The 17,130-nt window shown below is 52.1% G+C and carries 14 protein-coding genes and 1 pseudogene; 11 read left to right on the top strand and 4 right to left on the bottom strand.

All coding sequences use genetic code 11. The features are described from left to right. Positions 1-58 precede the first annotated feature (58 nt). From ubiG to IB196_RS07425, 5 genes and pseudogenes are all read left to right on the top strand, one after another. Positions 59-787, top strand: coding sequence for a bifunctional 2-polyprenyl-6-hydroxyphenol methylase/3-demethylubiquinol 3-O-methyltransferase UbiG (ubiG, locus tag IB196_RS07445; protein ID WP_005129389.1), 729 nt, complete (start codon positions 59-61; stop codon positions 785-787). A 487-nt stretch (positions 788-1,274) separates the two neighbouring features. After that, positions 1,275-3,560, top strand: coding sequence for a class 1a ribonucleoside-diphosphate reductase subunit alpha (gene nrdA / locus IB196_RS07440; protein ID WP_005129392.1), 2,286 nt, complete (start codon positions 1,275-1,277; stop codon positions 3,558-3,560). A 111-nt stretch (positions 3,561-3,671) separates the two neighbouring features. After that, entirely contained in the window at positions 3,672-4,802 is a 1,131-nt protein-coding gene (nrdB, locus tag IB196_RS07435) for a class Ia ribonucleoside-diphosphate reductase subunit beta (RefSeq protein ID WP_003834668.1), read from the top strand. Further along, positions 4,802-5,056, top strand: a complete 255-nt coding sequence (gene yfaE / locus IB196_RS07430; RefSeq protein WP_005129393.1) for a class I ribonucleotide reductase maintenance protein YfaE — start codon at positions 4,802-4,804, stop codon at positions 5,054-5,056. Before nrdB ends, yfaE begins: the two co-directional genes overlap by 1 nt. Positions 5,057-5,077: 21 nt before the next feature. Continuing rightward, positions 5,078-5,167, top strand: a pseudogene (locus tag IB196_RS07425) (hypothetical protein); the annotation flags it as partial. 62 nt (positions 5,168-5,229) lie between these two features. Here the strand turns inward: IB196_RS07425 and glpQ are convergent. Beyond that, complete coding sequence (gene glpQ, locus IB196_RS07420) at positions 5,230-6,297, bottom strand: glycerophosphodiester phosphodiesterase (protein WP_188232048.1); 1,068 nt, start codon at positions 6,295-6,297, stop codon at positions 5,230-5,232. 3 nt (positions 6,298-6,300) lie between these two features. Further along, a complete protein-coding gene (gene glpT / locus IB196_RS07415; protein WP_155021353.1) occupies positions 6,301-7,659 on the bottom strand; it encodes a glycerol-3-phosphate transporter in 1,359 nt (452 codons plus the stop codon). 270 nt (positions 7,660-7,929) lie between these two features. Between glpT and glpA the strand changes: the two genes are divergently transcribed. From glpA to IB196_RS07395, 4 genes are all read left to right on the top strand, one after another. After that, a complete protein-coding gene (glpA, locus tag IB196_RS07410) occupies positions 7,930-9,558 on the top strand; it encodes an anaerobic glycerol-3-phosphate dehydrogenase subunit A (RefSeq protein ID WP_005129398.1) in 1,629 nt (542 codons plus the stop codon). Beyond that, the gene (glpB, locus tag IB196_RS07405) at positions 9,548-10,807 is read left to right on the top strand and encodes a glycerol-3-phosphate dehydrogenase subunit GlpB (protein ID WP_188232047.1); all 1,260 of its coding nucleotides are present in this window, start codon (positions 9,548-9,550) and stop codon (positions 10,805-10,807) included. Before glpA ends, glpB begins: the two co-directional genes overlap by 11 nt. Beyond that, positions 10,804-11,994 carry an anaerobic glycerol-3-phosphate dehydrogenase subunit GlpC gene (gene glpC / locus IB196_RS07400; RefSeq protein WP_188235314.1) on the top strand — a complete coding sequence of 397 codons (1,191 nt, stop codon included), beginning with the start codon at positions 10,804-10,806 and terminating at the stop codon, positions 11,992-11,994. The genes glpB and glpC overlap by 4 nt, the downstream gene beginning before the upstream one ends. A gap of 183 nt (positions 11,995-12,177) precedes the next feature. Next, a complete protein-coding gene (locus tag IB196_RS07395; protein ID WP_005129410.1) occupies positions 12,178-13,107 on the top strand; it encodes an Rpn family recombination-promoting nuclease/putative transposase in 930 nt (309 codons plus the stop codon). A gap of 38 nt (positions 13,108-13,145) precedes the next feature. On the opposite strand, the gene IB196_RS07390 is transcribed toward IB196_RS07395, so the two are convergent. Both IB196_RS07390 and IB196_RS07385 read right to left on the bottom strand, forming a co-directional pair. Then, complete coding sequence (locus tag IB196_RS07390; RefSeq protein WP_149691466.1) at positions 13,146-14,342, bottom strand: nicotinamide mononucleotide deamidase-related protein YfaY; 1,197 nt, start codon at positions 14,340-14,342, stop codon at positions 13,146-13,148. Positions 14,343-14,421: 79 nt separating this feature from the next. Next, the gene (locus IB196_RS07385; RefSeq protein WP_040230118.1) at positions 14,422-14,964 is read right to left on the bottom strand and encodes a YfaZ family outer membrane protein; all 543 of its coding nucleotides are present in this window, start codon (positions 14,962-14,964) and stop codon (positions 14,422-14,424) included. A gap of 315 nt (positions 14,965-15,279) precedes the next feature. On the opposite strand from IB196_RS07385, the gene nudI reads away from it, so the two are divergent. Both nudI and arnB read left to right on the top strand, forming a co-directional pair. After that, on the top strand, positions 15,280-15,705 hold the full coding sequence (gene nudI, locus IB196_RS07380) for a nucleoside triphosphatase NudI (RefSeq protein WP_005129417.1): 426 nt from the start codon (positions 15,280-15,282) through the stop codon (positions 15,703-15,705). Positions 15,706-15,989: 284 nt separating this feature from the next. Further along, a complete protein-coding gene (gene arnB / locus IB196_RS07375; protein ID WP_188232096.1) occupies positions 15,990-17,129 on the top strand; it encodes a UDP-4-amino-4-deoxy-L-arabinose aminotransferase in 1,140 nt (379 codons plus the stop codon). Position 17,130 lies beyond the last annotated feature (1 nt).

Here is a 17,130-nt window from a genome sequence, read left to right as displayed (position 1 = left end):
TTCATCCCGTCAGGCTGATATACTCGTTTGCATCGCAAATTTAGGAGTAGAAGCCCCAATGAATGCCGAAAAACCCCCGGTAACTCACAACGTTGACCATGAAGAAATTGCCAAATTTGAAGCAGTCGCGTCGCGCTGGTGGGATCTTGAGGGTGAATTTAAGCCTCTGCACCGCATAAACCCGCTGCGTCTGGGCTATATCGCCGAACGGTCAGGTGGTCTGTTTGGTAAAAAGGTACTCGACGTCGGCTGCGGCGGCGGGATTCTGGCAGAAAGCATGGCGCGTGAAGGCGCAACGGTCACCGGCCTGGATATGGGGTTTGAACCCTTACAGGTGGCAAAACTGCATGCGCTGGAAAGTGGCATTCATGTTGAGTATGTGCAGGAGACTGTCGAAGAACACGCCGAGAAATATGCGCACCAGTATGACGTCGTCACCTGTATGGAAATGCTGGAACACGTACCAGACCCGCAGTCGGTGGTCAGAGCCTGCGCCAGACTGGTCAAACCCGGCGGCGAAGTATTTTTCTCCACGCTCAACCGTAACGGTAAATCCTGGTTGATGGCCGTGGTCGGCGCGGAATATATTCTGCGCATGGTGCCTAAAGGTACGCACGATGTGAAAAAATTTATTAAGCCGGCTGAATTGTTACAGTGGGTTGACCAGACTGTGCTGAAAGAGCGTCACATGACTGGTCTGCATTACAACCCCATTACCAACACCTTCAAACTGGGCCCCGGCGTGGATGTGAACTATATGGTGCATACCACCGCCAAAAGCGAATAAGCCGGCGCTCATGGCCTGATGACGCTCGATTGTAGGCCGGATAAAGCGCACCAGCGCCGCCATCCGGCACGACTCCGGGCTTTAACGCCTGATGGCGCTTCGCTTATCAGCCTACGTGATTACGCATCGCCTACTGATCCTGAGTAGGCGCCTTAGGGCAATATTTGTGCCAGATCATAAGAACTTTCTTTGCCTTAGATGAAGAAATCAGCACTCGATCAAATTTTCTATTTTTTTTCTCAATTATTGACATCCCCGCCAGGCCTTATAAGACGCGCACTTAGCGATTCTTACCCTTTTGCAACCTCAATTTAACCTCAAAATCAACTCTTGTGCTGAAAAGAATCCCTACTAGAATACTCACCATATAGCGTCTATTTTATCAAACAACCCCTACATATAGTATTTATCCACAGACTTAGTCACAACATGACTCTGTGGATAATATGGGGGATATTTTTTCTTTCACGGACAGGTAAAAAACCACATGAATCAGAGTCTGCTGGTGACAAAGCGTGATGGTAGTACAGAGCGCATCAATCTCGACAAAATCCATCGAGTTCTGGATTGGGCGGCAGAAGGACTGAATAACGTATCGATTTCACAGGTCGAGTTGCGCTCCCACATTCAGTTTTATGACGGTATCAAGACTTCCGATATCCATGAAACAATCATCAAAGCAGCTGCAGACCTGATCTCCCGCGACGCGCCGGATTATCAGTACCTGGCTGCTCGCCTGGCAATTTTCCACCTGCGTAAAAAAGCCTACGGCGAGTTTGAGCCGCCAAAACTGTTCGACCATGTGGTGAAAATGGTTGAAATGGGCAAATACGATAATCATCTGCTGGAAGACTACACGGAAGAAGAGTTCAAGCAGATGGACTCGTTCATCGTGCACGATCGTGATATGACCTTCTCTTATGCTGCGGTGAAGCAGTTAGAGGGCAAATATCTGGTGCAAAACCGTGTGACCGGTGAGATTTATGAAAGCGCACAGTTCCTCTACATTCTGGTCGCTGCCTGCCTGTTTTCTAACTACCCGCGTGAAACCCGTCTGGAATACGTTAAACGTTTCTACGACGCCGTTTCTACGTTTAAAATTTCGCTGCCAACCCCCATCATGTCCGGCGTGCGCACCCCAACCCGTCAGTTCAGTTCCTGTGTACTGATCGAGTGCGGCGACAGCCTGGATTCAATCAACGCCACGTCCAGCGCGATTGTGAAATACGTTTCTCAGCGTGCCGGTATCGGCATTAACGCCGGTCGCATCCGTGCGCTGGGTAGCCCGATTCGCGGCGGTGAAGCGTTCCACACTGGCTGTATTCCGTTCTACAAGCATTTCCAGACTGCGGTGAAATCCTGCTCTCAGGGTGGCGTACGCGGCGGTGCAGCCACGCTGTTCTACCCAATGTGGCACCTGGAAGTTGAAAGCCTGCTGGTGCTGAAAAACAACCGTGGCGTAGAAGGCAACCGCGTCCGTCACATGGACTACGGCGTACAAATCAACAAGCTGATGTATACCCGCCTGCTGAAAGGTGGTGACATCACGCTGTTCAGCCCGTCCGATGTTCCGGGCCTGTACGACGCATTCTTCGCCGATCAGGACGAGTTTGAACGCCTGTACACAAAATATGAAAACGACGACAGCATCCGCAAACAGCGCGTGAAAGCGGTTGAGCTGTTCTCGCTGATGATGCAGGAACGTGCCTCTACTGGTCGCATTTACATTCAGAACGTTGACCACTGCAACACCCACAGCCCGTTTGATCCGGCTGTCGCACCGGTACGCCAGTCCAACCTGTGTCTGGAAATCGCACTGCCGACCAAACCGTTGACCGATGTGAACGACGAGAACGGTGAAATCGCGCTGTGTACGTTGTCCGCATTCAACCTTGGTGCTATCGACAGCCTGGACGAACTGGAAGAGCTGGCCGTACTGGCGGTACGTGCGTTGGATGCGCTGCTCGATTACCAGGATTATCCGATTCCGGCCGCCAAACGCGGTGCGATGGGGCGTCGTACGCTGGGTATTGGCGTAATCAACTACGCCTACTGGCTGGCGAAAAACGGTAAGCGTTACTCTGACGGCAGCGCGAATAACCTGACCCACAAAACCTTTGAAGCCATTCAGTATTACCTGCTGAAAGCCTCTAACGAGCTGGCAAAAGAGCAAGGCGCATGCCCATGGTTCAACGAAACCACCTATGCGCAGGGTATTTTGCCGATCGATACTTATAAGAAAGATCTGGATGCCATTGCCAACGAGCCGTTGCACCTGGACTGGGAGCAACTGCGTGAGTCCATTAAGACCCACGGTCTGCGTAACTCCACGCTGTCCGCGCTGATGCCGTCGGAGACCTCTTCACAGATCTCCAACGCCACCAACGGTATTGAACCACCGCGCGGTTACGTGAGCATCAAAGCATCGAAAGATGGAATTCTGCGTCAGGTCGTGCCGGACTACGAACACCTGCACGACGCATATGAACTGCTGTGGGAAATGCCGAACAACGACGGCTACCTGCAGCTGGTAGGTATCATGCAGAAATTTATCGATCAGTCGATTTCTGCCAACACCAACTACGATCCGTCGCGCTTCCCGTCCGGAAAAGTACCGATGCAGCAGTTGCTGAAAGACCTGCTCACCGCCTACAAATTTGGTGTCAAAACGCTGTATTATCAGAACACCCGTGACGGTGCGGAAGATTCTCAGGACGATTTGGTGCCATCCATTCAGGATGATGGCTGCGAAAGCGGCGCATGTAAGATCTGATGAATGATGCCGGGTGGCGCTACGCTTACCCGGCCTACGATTGCACGGTTTGTAGGCCGGACAAGGTGCTTGCACCGCCTCCGGCACTCATCCCACAAAGGATTCACATCAATGGCATACACCACTTTTTCACAGACGAAAAATGACCAGCTTCTGGAACCGATGTTTTTCGGCCAGCCGGTGAACGTCGCCCGCTACGATCAGCAAAAATATGACATCTTCGAAAAACTGATCGAAAAGCAGCTCTCTTTCTTCTGGCGTCCGGAAGAAGTCGACGTTTCACGTGACCGCATTGACTTCCAGGCACTGCCGGAACATGAAAAACATATTTTTATCAGCAACCTGAAGTATCAGACGCTGCTGGACTCTATTCAGGGACGTAGCCCGAACGTGGCGCTACTGCCGCTGATTTCTATCCCTGAGCTGGAAACCTGGGTGGAAACGTGGGCATTTTCCGAAACTATCCACTCCCGCTCTTACACCCACATCATTCGTAACATCGTGAACGATCCCGCGGTGGTGTTCGACGATATCGTCACCAACGAACAGATCCAGAAACGCGCGGAAGGCATTTCCAGCTACTACGATGAGTTGATCGAGATGACCAGCTACTGGCATCTGCTGGGCGAAGGCACGCATACGGTCAATGGTAAAACGGTTGTCGTCAACCTACGTGAACTGAAGAAAAAACTGTATCTGTGCCTGATGAGCGTTAACGCGCTGGAAGCGATTCGCTTCTACGTCAGCTTTGCCTGCTCTTTCGCTTTTGCGGAACGCGAACTGATGGAAGGCAATGCAAAAATCATTCGTCTGATTGCCCGTGATGAAGCCCTGCATCTGACCGGCACCCAGCATATGCTGAACCTGCTGCGCAGCGGCGTGGACGATCCGGAAATGGCGGAAATCGCCGAAGAGTGTAAACAAGAGTGCTATGACCTGTTTGTACAGGCCGCGCTGCAGGAAAAAGAGTGGGCGGATTATCTGTTCCGTGACGGCTCGATGATCGGCCTGAATAAAGACATTCTGTGCCAGTACGTTGAGTACATCACCAACATCCGTATGCAGGCTGTTGGCCTTGACTTGCCATTCCAGACACGCTCGAACCCGATCCCGTGGATCAATACCTGGCTGGTATCCGATAACGTCCAGGTTGCACCGCAGGAAGTCGAAGTCAGCTCTTACCTGGTCGGCCAAATCGACGCCGAAGTTGATACCGACGACCTGAGTAATTTCCAGCTCTGATGGGCCGCGTTACTCTGCGCATCTCTGGCACACAACTGCTGTGCCAGGATGAACACCCTTCCCTGCTCGCCGCGCTCGAATCGCACAACGTTGAAGTCGAGTATCAGTGCCGTGCAGGTTACTGCGGTTCCTGCCGTACCCGCCTGGTGGCGGGACAGGTTGACTGGATTGCCGAACCTCTGGCCTTTATTCAGCCGGGTGAGATATTGCCCTGCTGTTGCCGGGCAAACGGGGATATTGAAATAGAGCTGTAACGCAAGGCGGGAAAAAAATTGTTACTGGCAAAAGAGCCGCCGATAGACGGCAGCCCTTTATTTCTCCTGCAGGCATGTAGGAAAACGTTGACAGCAGACGGCCTTATCTAGCAGTTAATCACGTTTCGTCCAATAATGCCTGTGACCGGAGGTGCATCACAGGCCTTATGCCATTACTCTTTATTCAGGAATTTCACTGCTTTGTCGGGGAAGTCGGTGAACAGCCCGTCAACACCCGCTTTGTTATAAAGAATGTCATACAGCTGGTTTACGTCAGTGGTGTAATCCGGCAGTTGATCGGCGCGAACGGTATAAGGATGCACCACCATCTTATTCTGATGTGCGTCCTGCACCATGCCAGTTAACGAGATATTGCCCTTCTTCGACTTCTCATCAATCAGCATGTGGTAGTCCGGCCCAATGCCGTCCGCATACGCCGCCACCTGCTTCATGGCACCCGGTTTGAACATCCAGTCGTAGTTGTAATTCACCCAACTGCCGTCCGGCTTTTTCTCCTGAGTTTCATTCCAGTCTGTATATGCAATCAACTGTACCAGATTGAGATCCATCCCCATCTTCGGTTCCAGTTCATTCTTAATGCGCTTTAACTCTGCGACATCAAAACACTGCAGATAGACCTTGTCGTTCTTGTCGGTGTACCCGTACTTTTTCAGCACTTCCAGCGTCTTAGCGGCGATATCCTTCCCTTCCTGGTGATGGAACCACGGCGCTTTCATTTCCGGGTAAATACCGATATTTTTACCGGTTGAATGATTTAATCCCTGAACAAATTCAATTTCTTCTTCGAAAGTGTGCACACGGAAATCAGATTTACCCATCGGGAAACGCCCTGGATATGTCTGTACCTTTTTGCCATTTTCGATATCGAAACCTTCGGTAAATTTCAGCGATTTGATCTCATCCAGCGTAAAGTCGATGGCATAGTAACGCCCATCTTTACGCGCACGATCCGGGAAGCGCTCAGCAACATCGGTGACGCGGTCAAGATAGTGGTCATGCAGGACAACCAGATGATCATCCTTAGTCATCACCAAATCCTGCTCCAGAAAATCCGCGCCCTGAGCATAAGCCATCGCTTTCGCAGGCAGCGTATGCTCCGGTAAATATCCGCTGGCGCCACGGTGCGCAATGACAATTTTATCTGCGGCAACCGCCGCACTGCTCACAACCATACCTGCCAGCATCAGCGCCACGCTGAGACTTTTCAATGTGGTTTTCATCTATTAGCCCCCGTTACGCTTGAGCAGCATCTCTTCGTGATGGCGTTTTTCACCAATCATGACGACTACCAACAGAATAACCGCCAGCACGCTACCGCCAATCATCACCATAAAGCCGCCGTCCCAGCCGAAGAAGTCAACGGTGTAACCGACAATGGCGCTCGCAGCCACAGAACCACCGAGATAACCGAACAGTCCGGTGAAGCCTGCCGCCGTCCCCGCCGCTTTTTTCGGTGCCAGTTCCAGCGCATGCAGACCGATCAACATGACCGGGCCGTAGATCAGGAAGCCGATGATAATCATACAAGCCATATCCACGTTCGGATTGCCTGCCGGGTTCATCCAGTAAACGACCGTCGCGATGGTGACCAGCGTCATAAAGAACACGCCGGTGGCGCCACGGTTACCGCGGAAGACTTTATCCGACATCCAGCCGCACAGCAGCGTCCCCGGGATACCGGCATACTCGTACAGGAAGTAAGCCCAGGACGATTTATCCAGTGCAAAATGCTTCACTTCTTTCAGATAGGTCGGTGACCAGTCCAGGATACCGTAACGCAGCAGATAGACGAACACGTTGGCGATAGCGATATACCACAACAGTTTGTTCGGCAGTACGTATTGCATGAAGATCTGCTTCGCAGTCAGCTCTTCTTCCGCTTTTTCATTGTAATCATCCGGATAGTCGTTCTTGTACTCTTCGATAGGCGGCAGGCCACAGGATTGCGGCGTATCACGCATCATCGCAAAGGCAAACAGCGCGACGACGATCGCACCGAAAGCAGGCATGTACAGCGCCGCTTTCCAGTCGTTAAACCAGGCCATACCCAGCAGGAACAGCAGCGGAGGCAGACCGCCACCCACGTTATGCGCACAGTTCCAAACGGAAACGATGCCGCCACGCTCTTTCTGCGACCACCAGTGCACCATGGTACGACCACACGGCGGCCACCCCATCCCCTGGAACCATCCGCAGAGGAACAGCAACACAAACATTACCGCGATGCTCGATGTCGCCCACGGCACAAAGCCCATAAACAACATCACTGCCGCAGCCAGTATCAGACCCGCTGGCAGGAAAACGCGCGGATTCGAGCGATCCGAAACGGACCCCATGATGAATTTCGAAAATCCGTAAGCAATGGAGATACCGGACAACGCAAAACCCAGATCGCCACGCGAGAACCCCTGCTCAACCAGATACGGCATCGCAAGGGCAAAGTTCTTACGTACCAGATAGTACGCGGCATAACCAAAAAATATCCCCAGAAAAATCTGCCAACGTAATCGACGATATGTCGGATCGATCTCCGCTGCAGGTAAACGCGCCGTGTGTGACGCTGGTTTAAAAATGCTCAACATAGTGTAGCCTCCGTGGCCGTCTTTCATTCGAAGTAAACACTGCAGTTCGTCATTACTACCCTACCGCTCCCAGTGTGGCCGCGATGTTAAGGAAAGATACATAACAAAAATGTGAAACGCAGCACATATTGTTACAGATTTATGACAAATGTTCATAAAGGCGCACGGAATCACGTTTCATTTTCGAATTATGAGCGATTATGCGCGAAATCAAACAATCCATGTTTTTTATGTGGCTAAATGATAAAAAACGAACTGTGAGGAAAAACAATGAAAACTCGCGACTCGCAAACAAGTGACGTGATTATCATTGGTGGAGGAGCAACAGGTGCAGGGATCGCACGCGACTGTGCCCTGCGCGGATTGCGCGTCATCTTAGTAGAACGCCACGATATCGCGACAGGCGCGACGGGCCGTAACCACGGCCTGCTGCACAGCGGAGCACGTTACGCCGTTACTGACGCTGAATCTGCCCGCGAATGCATTAGCGAAAACCAAATTCTGAAACGTATCGCCCGCCATTGTGTTGAGCCGACGGACGGTCTGTTTATTACGCTGCCGGAAGATGAACTCTCTTTCCAGGCCACTTTTATACGTGCCTGTGAAGATGCAGGCATCCGCGCAGAAGCGATTGACCCTCATCAGGCACGTATTATCGAACCTTCCGTGAATCCACAGCTGATTGGTGCGGTAAAAGTGCCGGACGGCACGGTTGATCCTTTCCGCTTAACCGCCGCCAACATGCTGGATGCACGAGAGCACGGTGCGATTATCTTAACAGCCCATGAAGTGACAGGACTGATTCGCGAAGGCGCGACGGTTTGCGGCGTTAACGTGCGCAATCATCTGACGGGCGAAATGCAGTCCCTGCATGCACCGGTTGTCGTCAACGCCGCCGGGATCTGGGGTCAACGCATTGCAGAATATGCCGATCTGAGCATCCGTATGTTCCCGGCCAAAGGTTCGTTGCTGATTATGGATCATCGCATTAACCAGCATGTCATCAACCGCTGCCGTAAACCGTCTGACGCCGATATTCTGGTGCCAGGCGATACCATCTCATTGATCGGTACCACCTCGCAGCACATTGATTACGATGATATCGACAGCAACCGCGTCACCGCAGAAGAAGTCGACATTCTGCTGCGTGAAGGCGAGAAACTGGCGCCGATTATGGCGAAAACGCGCATTTTACGCGCCTACTCCGGCGTACGTCCGCTGGTGGCCAGCGACGACGATCCCACCGGTCGTAACGTCAGCCGTGGGATTGTACTGTTCGATCACGCAGAGCGTGACGGACTGGAAGGGTTTATCACCATTACCGGCGGCAAACTGATGACCTACCGCCTGATGGCGGAATGGGCCACCGATGCTGTTTGCCGTAAGCTGGGCAATACCCAGCCTTGCACAACCGCAGACACCGCGTTGCCTGGCTCACAGGAATCTACCGAGCATACGCTTAAACGCGTTATTTCGTTACCTGCGCCGCTACGCGGTTCGGCTGTCTATCGCCATGGGGATCGTACCCCAGCGTGGCTGAGCGAAGGCCGTCAACATCGCAGCCTGGTCTGTGAATGCGAAGCGGTCACCGCAGGCGAAGTGCAATACGCCGTCGAGAATCTAACCGTCAACAGTCTGCTCGATTTACGTCGCCGTACCCGCGTCGGAATGGGGACCTGCCAGGGCGAATTGTGTGCCTGTCGTGCTGCAGGTTTGCTGCAACGTTTTAATGTCACTACCGCAGCACAATCCATTACTCAGCTTTCCGACTTCCTCAACGAACGCTGGAAAGGTGTGCAGCCTATCGCCTGGGGAGATGCACTGCGCGAAAGCGAATTCACTCGCTGGGTTTATCAAGGGTTGTGTGGTCTGGAAAAGGAGCACCAGGATGAAATTTGATACCGTCATTATCGGCGGCGGCCTCGCTGGACTGCTATGCGGCCTGCAACTGCAAAAAAGCGGACTGCGCTGCACGATTGTTACCCGCGGCCAAAGCGCTCTGCACTTTTCCTCCGGCTCACTGGATTTGCTCAGCAACCTGCCTGATGGTCAGCCGGTAACCGACATTGAAGCGGGGTTGAATGCGCTGCGTACTCAGGCACCAGGTCATCCTTATAGCACCATCGGCACGCAGACCGTACTGGCACTGGCGCAGCAGGCGCAGGATCTGTTGGAAGAGTGCGGAACACATTTGCACGGTAAGGTTCATCAGGCTCATCAACGTGTAACACCGTTGGGAACCCTGCGTTCAACCTGGCTTAGTTCAGCAGAGGTGCCGGTCTGGCCGTTATCAGCGCAACGTGTCTGTGTGGTGGGAATTAGCGGCTTACTGGATTTCCAGGCGCACCTTGCCGCGGCCTCACTGCGCCAGCGTAACCTCAGCGTCGAAACGGCTGAAATCGATTTGCCAGAACTGGATGTCCTGCGTGATAACCCAACCGAGTTTCGCGCCGTCAACATTGCTCGTCTGTTAGATAACGAAGATAAATGGTCGCTGCTCTATGACGCCCTGCTGCCAATCGCAAAAACCTGCGACATGATAATTATGCCAGCCTGTTTCGGCCTGGCTGACGATCGGCTCTGGAAGTGGCTCAACGACCGCCTGCCCTGCTCACTGATGTTATTACCAACTTTACCGCCGTCAGTGCTGGGCATGCGCCTGCATAACAAATTGCAGCGCCAGTTTGTACGCCAGGGTGGGGTGTGGATGCCAGGTGATGAAGTGAAAAAAATCACCTGTCAGGATAGCGTTGTCAGCGAAATCTGGACCCGCAACCATGCCGATATTCCTTTGCGGCCACGTTTCGCCGTGCTCGCCAGCGGCAGTTTCTTTAGCAGCGGACTGGTTGCCACGCGCGAAGCCGTTCATGAGCCGATTCTCGGTCTGGATGTGCACCAAACCGCCACACGTGCGCAGTGGTATCAGCGTGACGTCTTTGATCCACAACCGTGGCAACAGTTTGGCGTAACCACCGATGCTGAACTGCGTCCATCGCTTGCAGGAAAAACAGTAGAGAATATGTTTGCCATCGGATCGGTACTTGGCGGTTTTGACTCTATCGCCCAGGGTTGCGGAGGCGGAGTGTGCGCAGTGAGCGCTTTACACGCCGCACATCATATTGCGAAACGTGCAGGAGGCCAGCAATGAGCGACACACGTTTTGAAAGTTGTATCAAATGCACAGTGTGCACCACTGCCTGCCCGGTAAGCCGTGTCAACCCTGGTTACCCTGGCCCTAAACAAGCCGGCCCTGACGGTGAACGTCTGCGTTTGAAAGATGGTGCGTTATATGACGATGCGCTGAAATATTGCATCAACTGCAAACGCTGTGAAGTGGCCTGCCCTTCGGATGTCAAAATTGGCGATATCATTCAACGCGCGCGTGCCAAATACGACACGACGCGTCCGTCGATACGTAACTTTGTCTTAAGCCATACCGATTTGATGGGCAGTGTTTCTACGCCGTTCGCACCCATCGTGAACACCGCGACTTCACTGAAACCGGTGCGCCAGCTTCTTGATTATGCACTAAAAATCGATCATCGCCGTACGCTGCCAAAGTACTCCTTCGGTACCTTCCGCCGCTGGTATCGCAGCATAGCCGCACAGCAGGTGCAGTATCAGGATCAAGTCGCATTTTTCCACGGTTGCTTTGTGAACTACAACCATCCGCAACTCGGTAAAGATCTGATAAAAGTGCTGAACGCGATGGGTACCGGCGTACAACTGCTGAGTAAAGAGAAATGCTGTGGCGTACCACTGATCGCCAACGGTTTCACCGATAAAGCCCGTAAGCAGGCGGTAAGTAATGTGGCTTCACTGCGAGAAGCGATTGACGGAAAAGGCATCCCGGTTATTGCCACCTCTTCAACCTGTACCTTTGCGCTACGTGATGAATACCCTGAAGTGCTGGATGTCGACAACTCAGGTCTGCGCGACCATATTGAACTGGCTACACGCTGGCTGTGGCGCAAGCTGGACGAAGGGAAAACGTTGCCGCTGAAAACGCTGCCGCTAAAAGTGGTCTATCACACACCATGTCATATGGAGAAAATGGGCTGGACGCTCTACACGCTGGAACTGCTGCGACAAATTCCTGGACTTGAACTGACAGTGCTGGATTCACAATGCTGCGGCATTGCCGGAACTTACGGATTCAAAAAGGAAAACTATCCGACGTCACAGTCAATTGGCGCACCGCTATTCCGCCAGATTGAAGAAAGCGGCGCGGATATCGTCGTGACCGACTGTGAAACGTGTAAATGGCAGATTGAGATGTCGACAAGTAAGCGTTGCGAACATCCTATTACCCTGCTCGCCAAAGCGTTGGGGTAACTCAGTTGCCCGGTGGTGTTTGCTACCGGGCATTTTTGCGCATCCAGTTCCGCTTATTTGAATACGTTGCAGTCGGGCGTATTTATCTCTGATTCACCCACGCAAAGAATCAATTTCTCATATGCAGCGCTTGTGAAAAGTGGATACCGTCACGCCATCTTCTCTTTCTGGTGACGGACTACCATGGCTATACCCACCACATCCACACCGCATGATGCGGTTTTTAAAAAGATAATTTCTTATCCTGAGATGGCCCGGGATTTTCTGGAGATTCACCTCCCCGTCACATTACGTGAGATATGCAATTTGCAAACGCTGAAGCTGGAGTCCACCAGTTTTATCGAACAGGATCTCCGCGCGTACTACTCCGACGTATTGTGGTCGCTAAAAACCCACGAAGGTGATGGCTATATCTATTGTGTCATCGAACATCAGAGTACAGCTGTGCAGCACATGGCATTCCGCCTGATGCGCTATGCCACCGCTGCGATGCAGCACCATCTTGATGTCGGGAATAAAACGCTGCCGCTGGTGATCCCCATGTTGTTTTATCACGGTCAACAAAGCCCCTATCCCTGGTCACTCAACTGGCTGGATGAATTTGACAACCCACAACTGGCGCGACAACTTTATTCGGAAGCTTTTCCGCTGGTCGACATTACCGTGATTCCTGACGATGAAATCGCGCAACATCGGCGTGTTGCGTTGCTTGAGTTGATGCAAAAACATATCCGCGATCGCGATTTGATGGGATTAGTGGACCGACTGGTCTCGTTATTAGTTACAAGCACCGCTAATGACAGCCAGCTACAGACGCTATTTAATTATCTGCTACGGTACGGCGACGTTTCTCACGTCAACGAATTTATCCATAAAGTTGCCGAACGTTCCCCTCATAACAAGGAGAGGCTGATGACAATCGCAGAGAGACTCAGACAAGAAGGCCACCACGATGGGCTGCAACAAGGGTTACAACAAGGATTGGAACAAGGAGTACAAAAAGGTATGCAAGAAGAAGCAACAAGGATCGCTCGCATGATGCTGGAACAAGGGATTGATCGTGATTTGGTTCAGTTAATTACCGGGTTATTGCCAGACGATGTCACCGCGTGAGTCAGACAGGGAAGGTTTGTAACCTTCCCTGCCACTAATCAAACCGTCAGGGATTCTACCACGTCTATCCAGCCGTGTTCCCCGGCGATATCCTGACCATTTAGCCAACGCCGCAGCATATTAAGCGCCATCATTGCGCAAACTTCCTGACGAACAGCCAAACTATAGCGATTTGCATTGAGTCGCACCCGCAAGGCATGCGTGCCGTCAGGTGTTGCCAGTGCGAAGTTAATATGTTCGTTTTCGAAACCCGATACCGCCAGCGCCAGTTCGGCATAATGGTTGCCGCGTCGCTCGGTTATCCAGTGAGCCGTTTGCGCCAGCGTTTCTTCCTGAGATGGCACTACCTCGCTCGCTAACAACGGGGCACTGGCGCGAGACAGCTGCAGAGCAATTAAGCCTCCGGTAAATTGCTCGCTCAGCGTCAGACTGTACTGGCGCTCCTGGAGCTTACGGGCAATTTGCACAGGTAACCCTTCGGTACCTTCAAAAATCATATTCTGGCCGGCAACACGTTTCACCTCTGGCCATAGCGCCAGCATCGCTTCACGTTGGGAATCGGGTCCGGTTAACTTCAGCTCGATAATCGGCATCGACGAGCGATACCCCATTGTCACCCCGGGCGGTAAAACCAAAGAGTCCAGGCTCTGCGCCAGATCGCTTTCAGAACGACCAAAAGTCGTTAAGCGCAGGCATAGCGGGGGTTGAGAGAGAGAAAAACGTTCGCGCAGGCGCGGCAGGATCTCATGTTCAACCATGACTTTAAATTCTGACGGCACACCCGGCGTAAAGAACATCAGGCAGCGATTAAGCTTTACGGCGAACCCGCAGGCAGTTCCGACCGGATTATTAATGAACTCCGCGCTGGCCGGAAGCTCAGCCTGTTTGCGATTGCTCGGTGCCATGACGCGTCCCCGCTCACGGAAAAAACGCGCCATTTCGGCCAGCCACGCTTCATGCAGTACCAGCCCTTCACCTTTTGCCGTTGCCGCCGCCAGTGCGCTCAAATCATCGCTGGTCGGCCCTAAGCCGCCATTGACGATCAGTACATCAGCATGTTCGCTACGCTCACGCAGAATAGCGACCAAATCGTTCAGATTGTCGCCAACCGTATTGCGGCGTGTTAACGGTAATCCCTGATTAAAGAAAAAATCTGCCAGCCAAGCGGCATTGGTGTCGACGATTTGTCCGTGCAACACTTCATCCCCGGTGGATAGCATCTCCACGTTTAACATCGTGTTCTCCTGCTTTTATGATGAAAACACTATAACGCATGGAGGGGGGAAGGCGCGACTGAAGGCCGCGCCGGAAAAATCAGAAACTCGCGTTAACCCCAACGTACGGGCCATCCGCAATCGCGTTATCGCGGTTGCCGTCTTTGCCCGCCAGATTCAGGTAACGATAACCGGCTTCGATGCTCAGCGGACGCATAATGGTCAGGCGCGCACCGGCATTCGCCTCTTCATAGCTGTCGATCCCGCTGGAGAGTGAATCCGGGGAGTAGTAGTATTCACCAAACAGACGGATGCTGTCGCCAATCGGCCACTGCAAACCGCCACCGACCGCCGCAGCGTAACCCTCATCACCATCATTCGGGTTAGTATAAATGCCTTTACCACCAACCGTTGCCAGCAGTGGACCGAGTGGAATATTCAGACCCAGCCCCAGACCAGCCGCATCGCCGTCGTCATCGTTATGCATCCAGTTGCCGCTAACGGCAAGACCCGTGGTTTCAGTGCCCATACCGAAGCCAAGGTTGGTGTAATCTTCGCCCGCCTGGCCGCTAATGCTAATTGCGCTCGCCGACGCAGAAACAAACAGCATTCCGGCAAAACCCAACAGTAAACTTTTTTTCATTTTCTATCCTTTCCAGCAAGAATCAAAACATAGCCCCAAAACCGAGGGATTGTACTGCCAGATGGCGAGGAATCAATGAGCTAAAAAAGCGATGCAATACCATATTGTAACTAAATACTACTCAGAAAATTTAGATAAGGTTAAATTTTTGTATGAAATCTATCGCTGAGCGTCTCTGAATGCCATTTTCAACAACTATCAATTTTTCCCCAGCCACACGGGCTTAATCGTCGATGAAGCGTTTTTTCTTCAACCTGCAAAAGGTAAGATAGGTGGATGATGGAATTCTCAATCTCCCCTGGAAGGACTTGACCTATGCGCCAAAGAACAATTGTTTGCCCATTAATTCAAAACGATGGCTGCTATTTACTGTGTAAAATGGCTGACGACCGCGGCGTGTTTCCCGGTCAGTGGGCGCTATCTGGCGGGGGTGTTGAGCCGGGTGAGCGCATCGAAGAGGCTTTGCGTCGGGAAGTGAGGGAAGAGCTGGGTGAACAACTGGTATTATCAGAAATTACTCCGTGGACCTTCAGCGATGATATTCGCACCAAAACCTATGCCGATGGCAGTCAGGAAGAGATTTATATGATTTATCTCATCTTCGATTGTGTGGCAACTAATCGTGAAGTGAACATTAACGAAGAGTTTCAGGACTTCGCATGGGTTAAAGCGGAAGATCTTGGCACCTACGACTTAAATATCGCCACGCGTAACACGTTGACCTTGAAAGGGTTACTGTAAATCCCACGAATTTAAACGTAATATAAACAATGTTCACATTAGCGGTATTGTTCTCAACATTCAGCAACAGAGACCAATGCCGCCATAACGGCTAAAAACACTTTATATTCAAACAAATAAATCACTTCTCCCTGTTTTTATCTTTATACCACAAACCTTAAACTCTTAAGGATAAATTAACCTTCGGCCATTAACCTTTATAACCTGATGAAATAATTAACGACGCCCCTGTTTAGTCCTAAAAATAAAACTTCGGTAGCGTTAAATGGCTTGAAGGAATAATGATGTCTGACTTTTTGCCTTTCTCTCGCCCGGCAATAGGTGCTGCAGAGCTTGCCGCGGTGAAAGCGGTGCTGGACTCTGGATGGATAACCACTGGCCCGAAAAATCAACAGTTGGAAGAAGCCTTCTGCCAGCTGACGGGAAATCAACACGCCGTCGCCGTCTGTTCCGCCACTGCAGGTATGCACATCACGCTAATGGCGCTGAACATAGGTGCAGGCGATGAGGTCATTACGCCGTCAATGACGTGGGTTTCTACCCTCAATATGATTGTCCTGCTGGGCGCAACACCCGTGATGATCGATATTGACCGCGATACGCTGATGGTCACACCGGAGCAAATTGAAGCCGCTATCACGCCACGCACCAAGGCCATTATTCCCGTACATTACGCTGGCGCCCCAGCCGATCTTGATGCCATTTACGCCATCGGTGAACGCTATGGAATCCCTGTCATTGAAGACGCAGCGCACGCCGTCGGAACGTTATACAAGGGTCGTCATGTCGGTGCTCGTGGTACCGCAATCTTTTCCTTTCACGCTATCAAGAATGTGACCTGTGCCGAGGGTGGACTGATTGTTACTGACGACAGCCAACTCGCTCAACGGCTTCGCAGCCTGAAATTTCACGGCCTGGGTGTAGATGCGTATGACCGTCAAACCTATGGTCGCGCGCCGCAAGCTGAAGTTCTCGCACCGGGATACAAGTACAACCTGACTGACATCAACGCCGCCATCGCTCTGGTGCAGTTGAACAAACTGGATCGCCTGAACGCACGCCGTGCGCGAATTGCGCAGCAGTATCAACAGGCGCTGGCCGATACGCCGTTTCAACCGCTCGCCCTGCCTCAGTGGTCGTATGTGCACGCCTGGCATTTGTTCATCATTCGCGTGGATGAAGCCCGCTGTGGGCTAAGCAGAGATGCTCTGATGGAAGCACTAAAGGCCAGAAATATTGGCACAGGCCTGCATTTTCGCGCGGCCCACACGCAGAAATATTATCGCGAACGTTTCACCGATCTTTCTCTGCCTAATACCGAATGGAATAGCGCACGCATTTGTTCACTGCCGCTATTTCCCGACATGACCGACGATGACACACAACGCGTCATTACGGCACTTCGCCAGATTGCAGGACAATAAG

Origin of the sequence: Citrobacter sp. C6_1 (genome assembly GCF_014596835.2) — a bacterium.
Taxonomy (GTDB): Bacteria; Pseudomonadota; Gammaproteobacteria; order Enterobacterales; family Enterobacteriaceae; genus Citrobacter; species Citrobacter pasteurii.
This window is presented reverse-complemented; position numbering and strand designations above follow the sequence as displayed.

Excerpts from the sequence above, each read along its gene's own strand:
- ubiG (WP_005129389.1), top strand. The coding sequence starts at position 59 with ATGAATGCCGAAAAACCCCCGGTAACTCACAACGTTGACCATGAAGAA.
- nrdA (WP_005129392.1), top strand. The coding sequence starts at position 1,275 with ATGAATCAGAGTCTGCTGGTGACAAAGCGTGATGGTAGTACAGAGCGC.
- nrdB (WP_003834668.1), top strand. The coding sequence starts at position 3,672 with ATGGCATACACCACTTTTTCACAGACGAAAAATGACCAGCTTCTGGAA.
- yfaE (WP_005129393.1), top strand. The coding sequence starts at position 4,802 with ATGGGCCGCGTTACTCTGCGCATCTCTGGCACACAACTGCTGTGCCAG.
- glpQ (WP_188232048.1), bottom strand. The coding sequence starts at position 6,297 with ATGAAAACCACATTGAAAAGTCTCAGCGTGGCGCTGATGCTGGCAGGT.
- glpT (WP_155021353.1), bottom strand. The coding sequence starts at position 7,659 with ATGTTGAGCATTTTTAAACCAGCGTCACACACGGCGCGTTTACCTGCA.
- glpA (WP_005129398.1), top strand. The coding sequence starts at position 7,930 with ATGAAAACTCGCGACTCGCAAACAAGTGACGTGATTATCATTGGTGGA.
- glpB (WP_188232047.1), top strand. The coding sequence starts at position 9,548 with ATGAAATTTGATACCGTCATTATCGGCGGCGGCCTCGCTGGACTGCTA.
- glpC (WP_188235314.1), top strand. The coding sequence starts at position 10,804 with ATGAGCGACACACGTTTTGAAAGTTGTATCAAATGCACAGTGTGCACC.
- IB196_RS07395 (WP_005129410.1), top strand. The coding sequence starts at position 12,178 with ATGGCTATACCCACCACATCCACACCGCATGATGCGGTTTTTAAAAAG.
- IB196_RS07390 (WP_149691466.1), bottom strand. The coding sequence starts at position 14,342 with ATGTTAAACGTGGAGATGCTATCCACCGGGGATGAAGTGTTGCACGGA.
- IB196_RS07385 (WP_040230118.1), bottom strand. The coding sequence starts at position 14,964 with ATGAAAAAAAGTTTACTGTTGGGTTTTGCCGGAATGCTGTTTGTTTCT.
- nudI (WP_005129417.1), top strand. The coding sequence starts at position 15,280 with ATGCGCCAAAGAACAATTGTTTGCCCATTAATTCAAAACGATGGCTGC.
- arnB (WP_188232096.1), top strand. The coding sequence starts at position 15,990 with ATGTCTGACTTTTTGCCTTTCTCTCGCCCGGCAATAGGTGCTGCAGAG.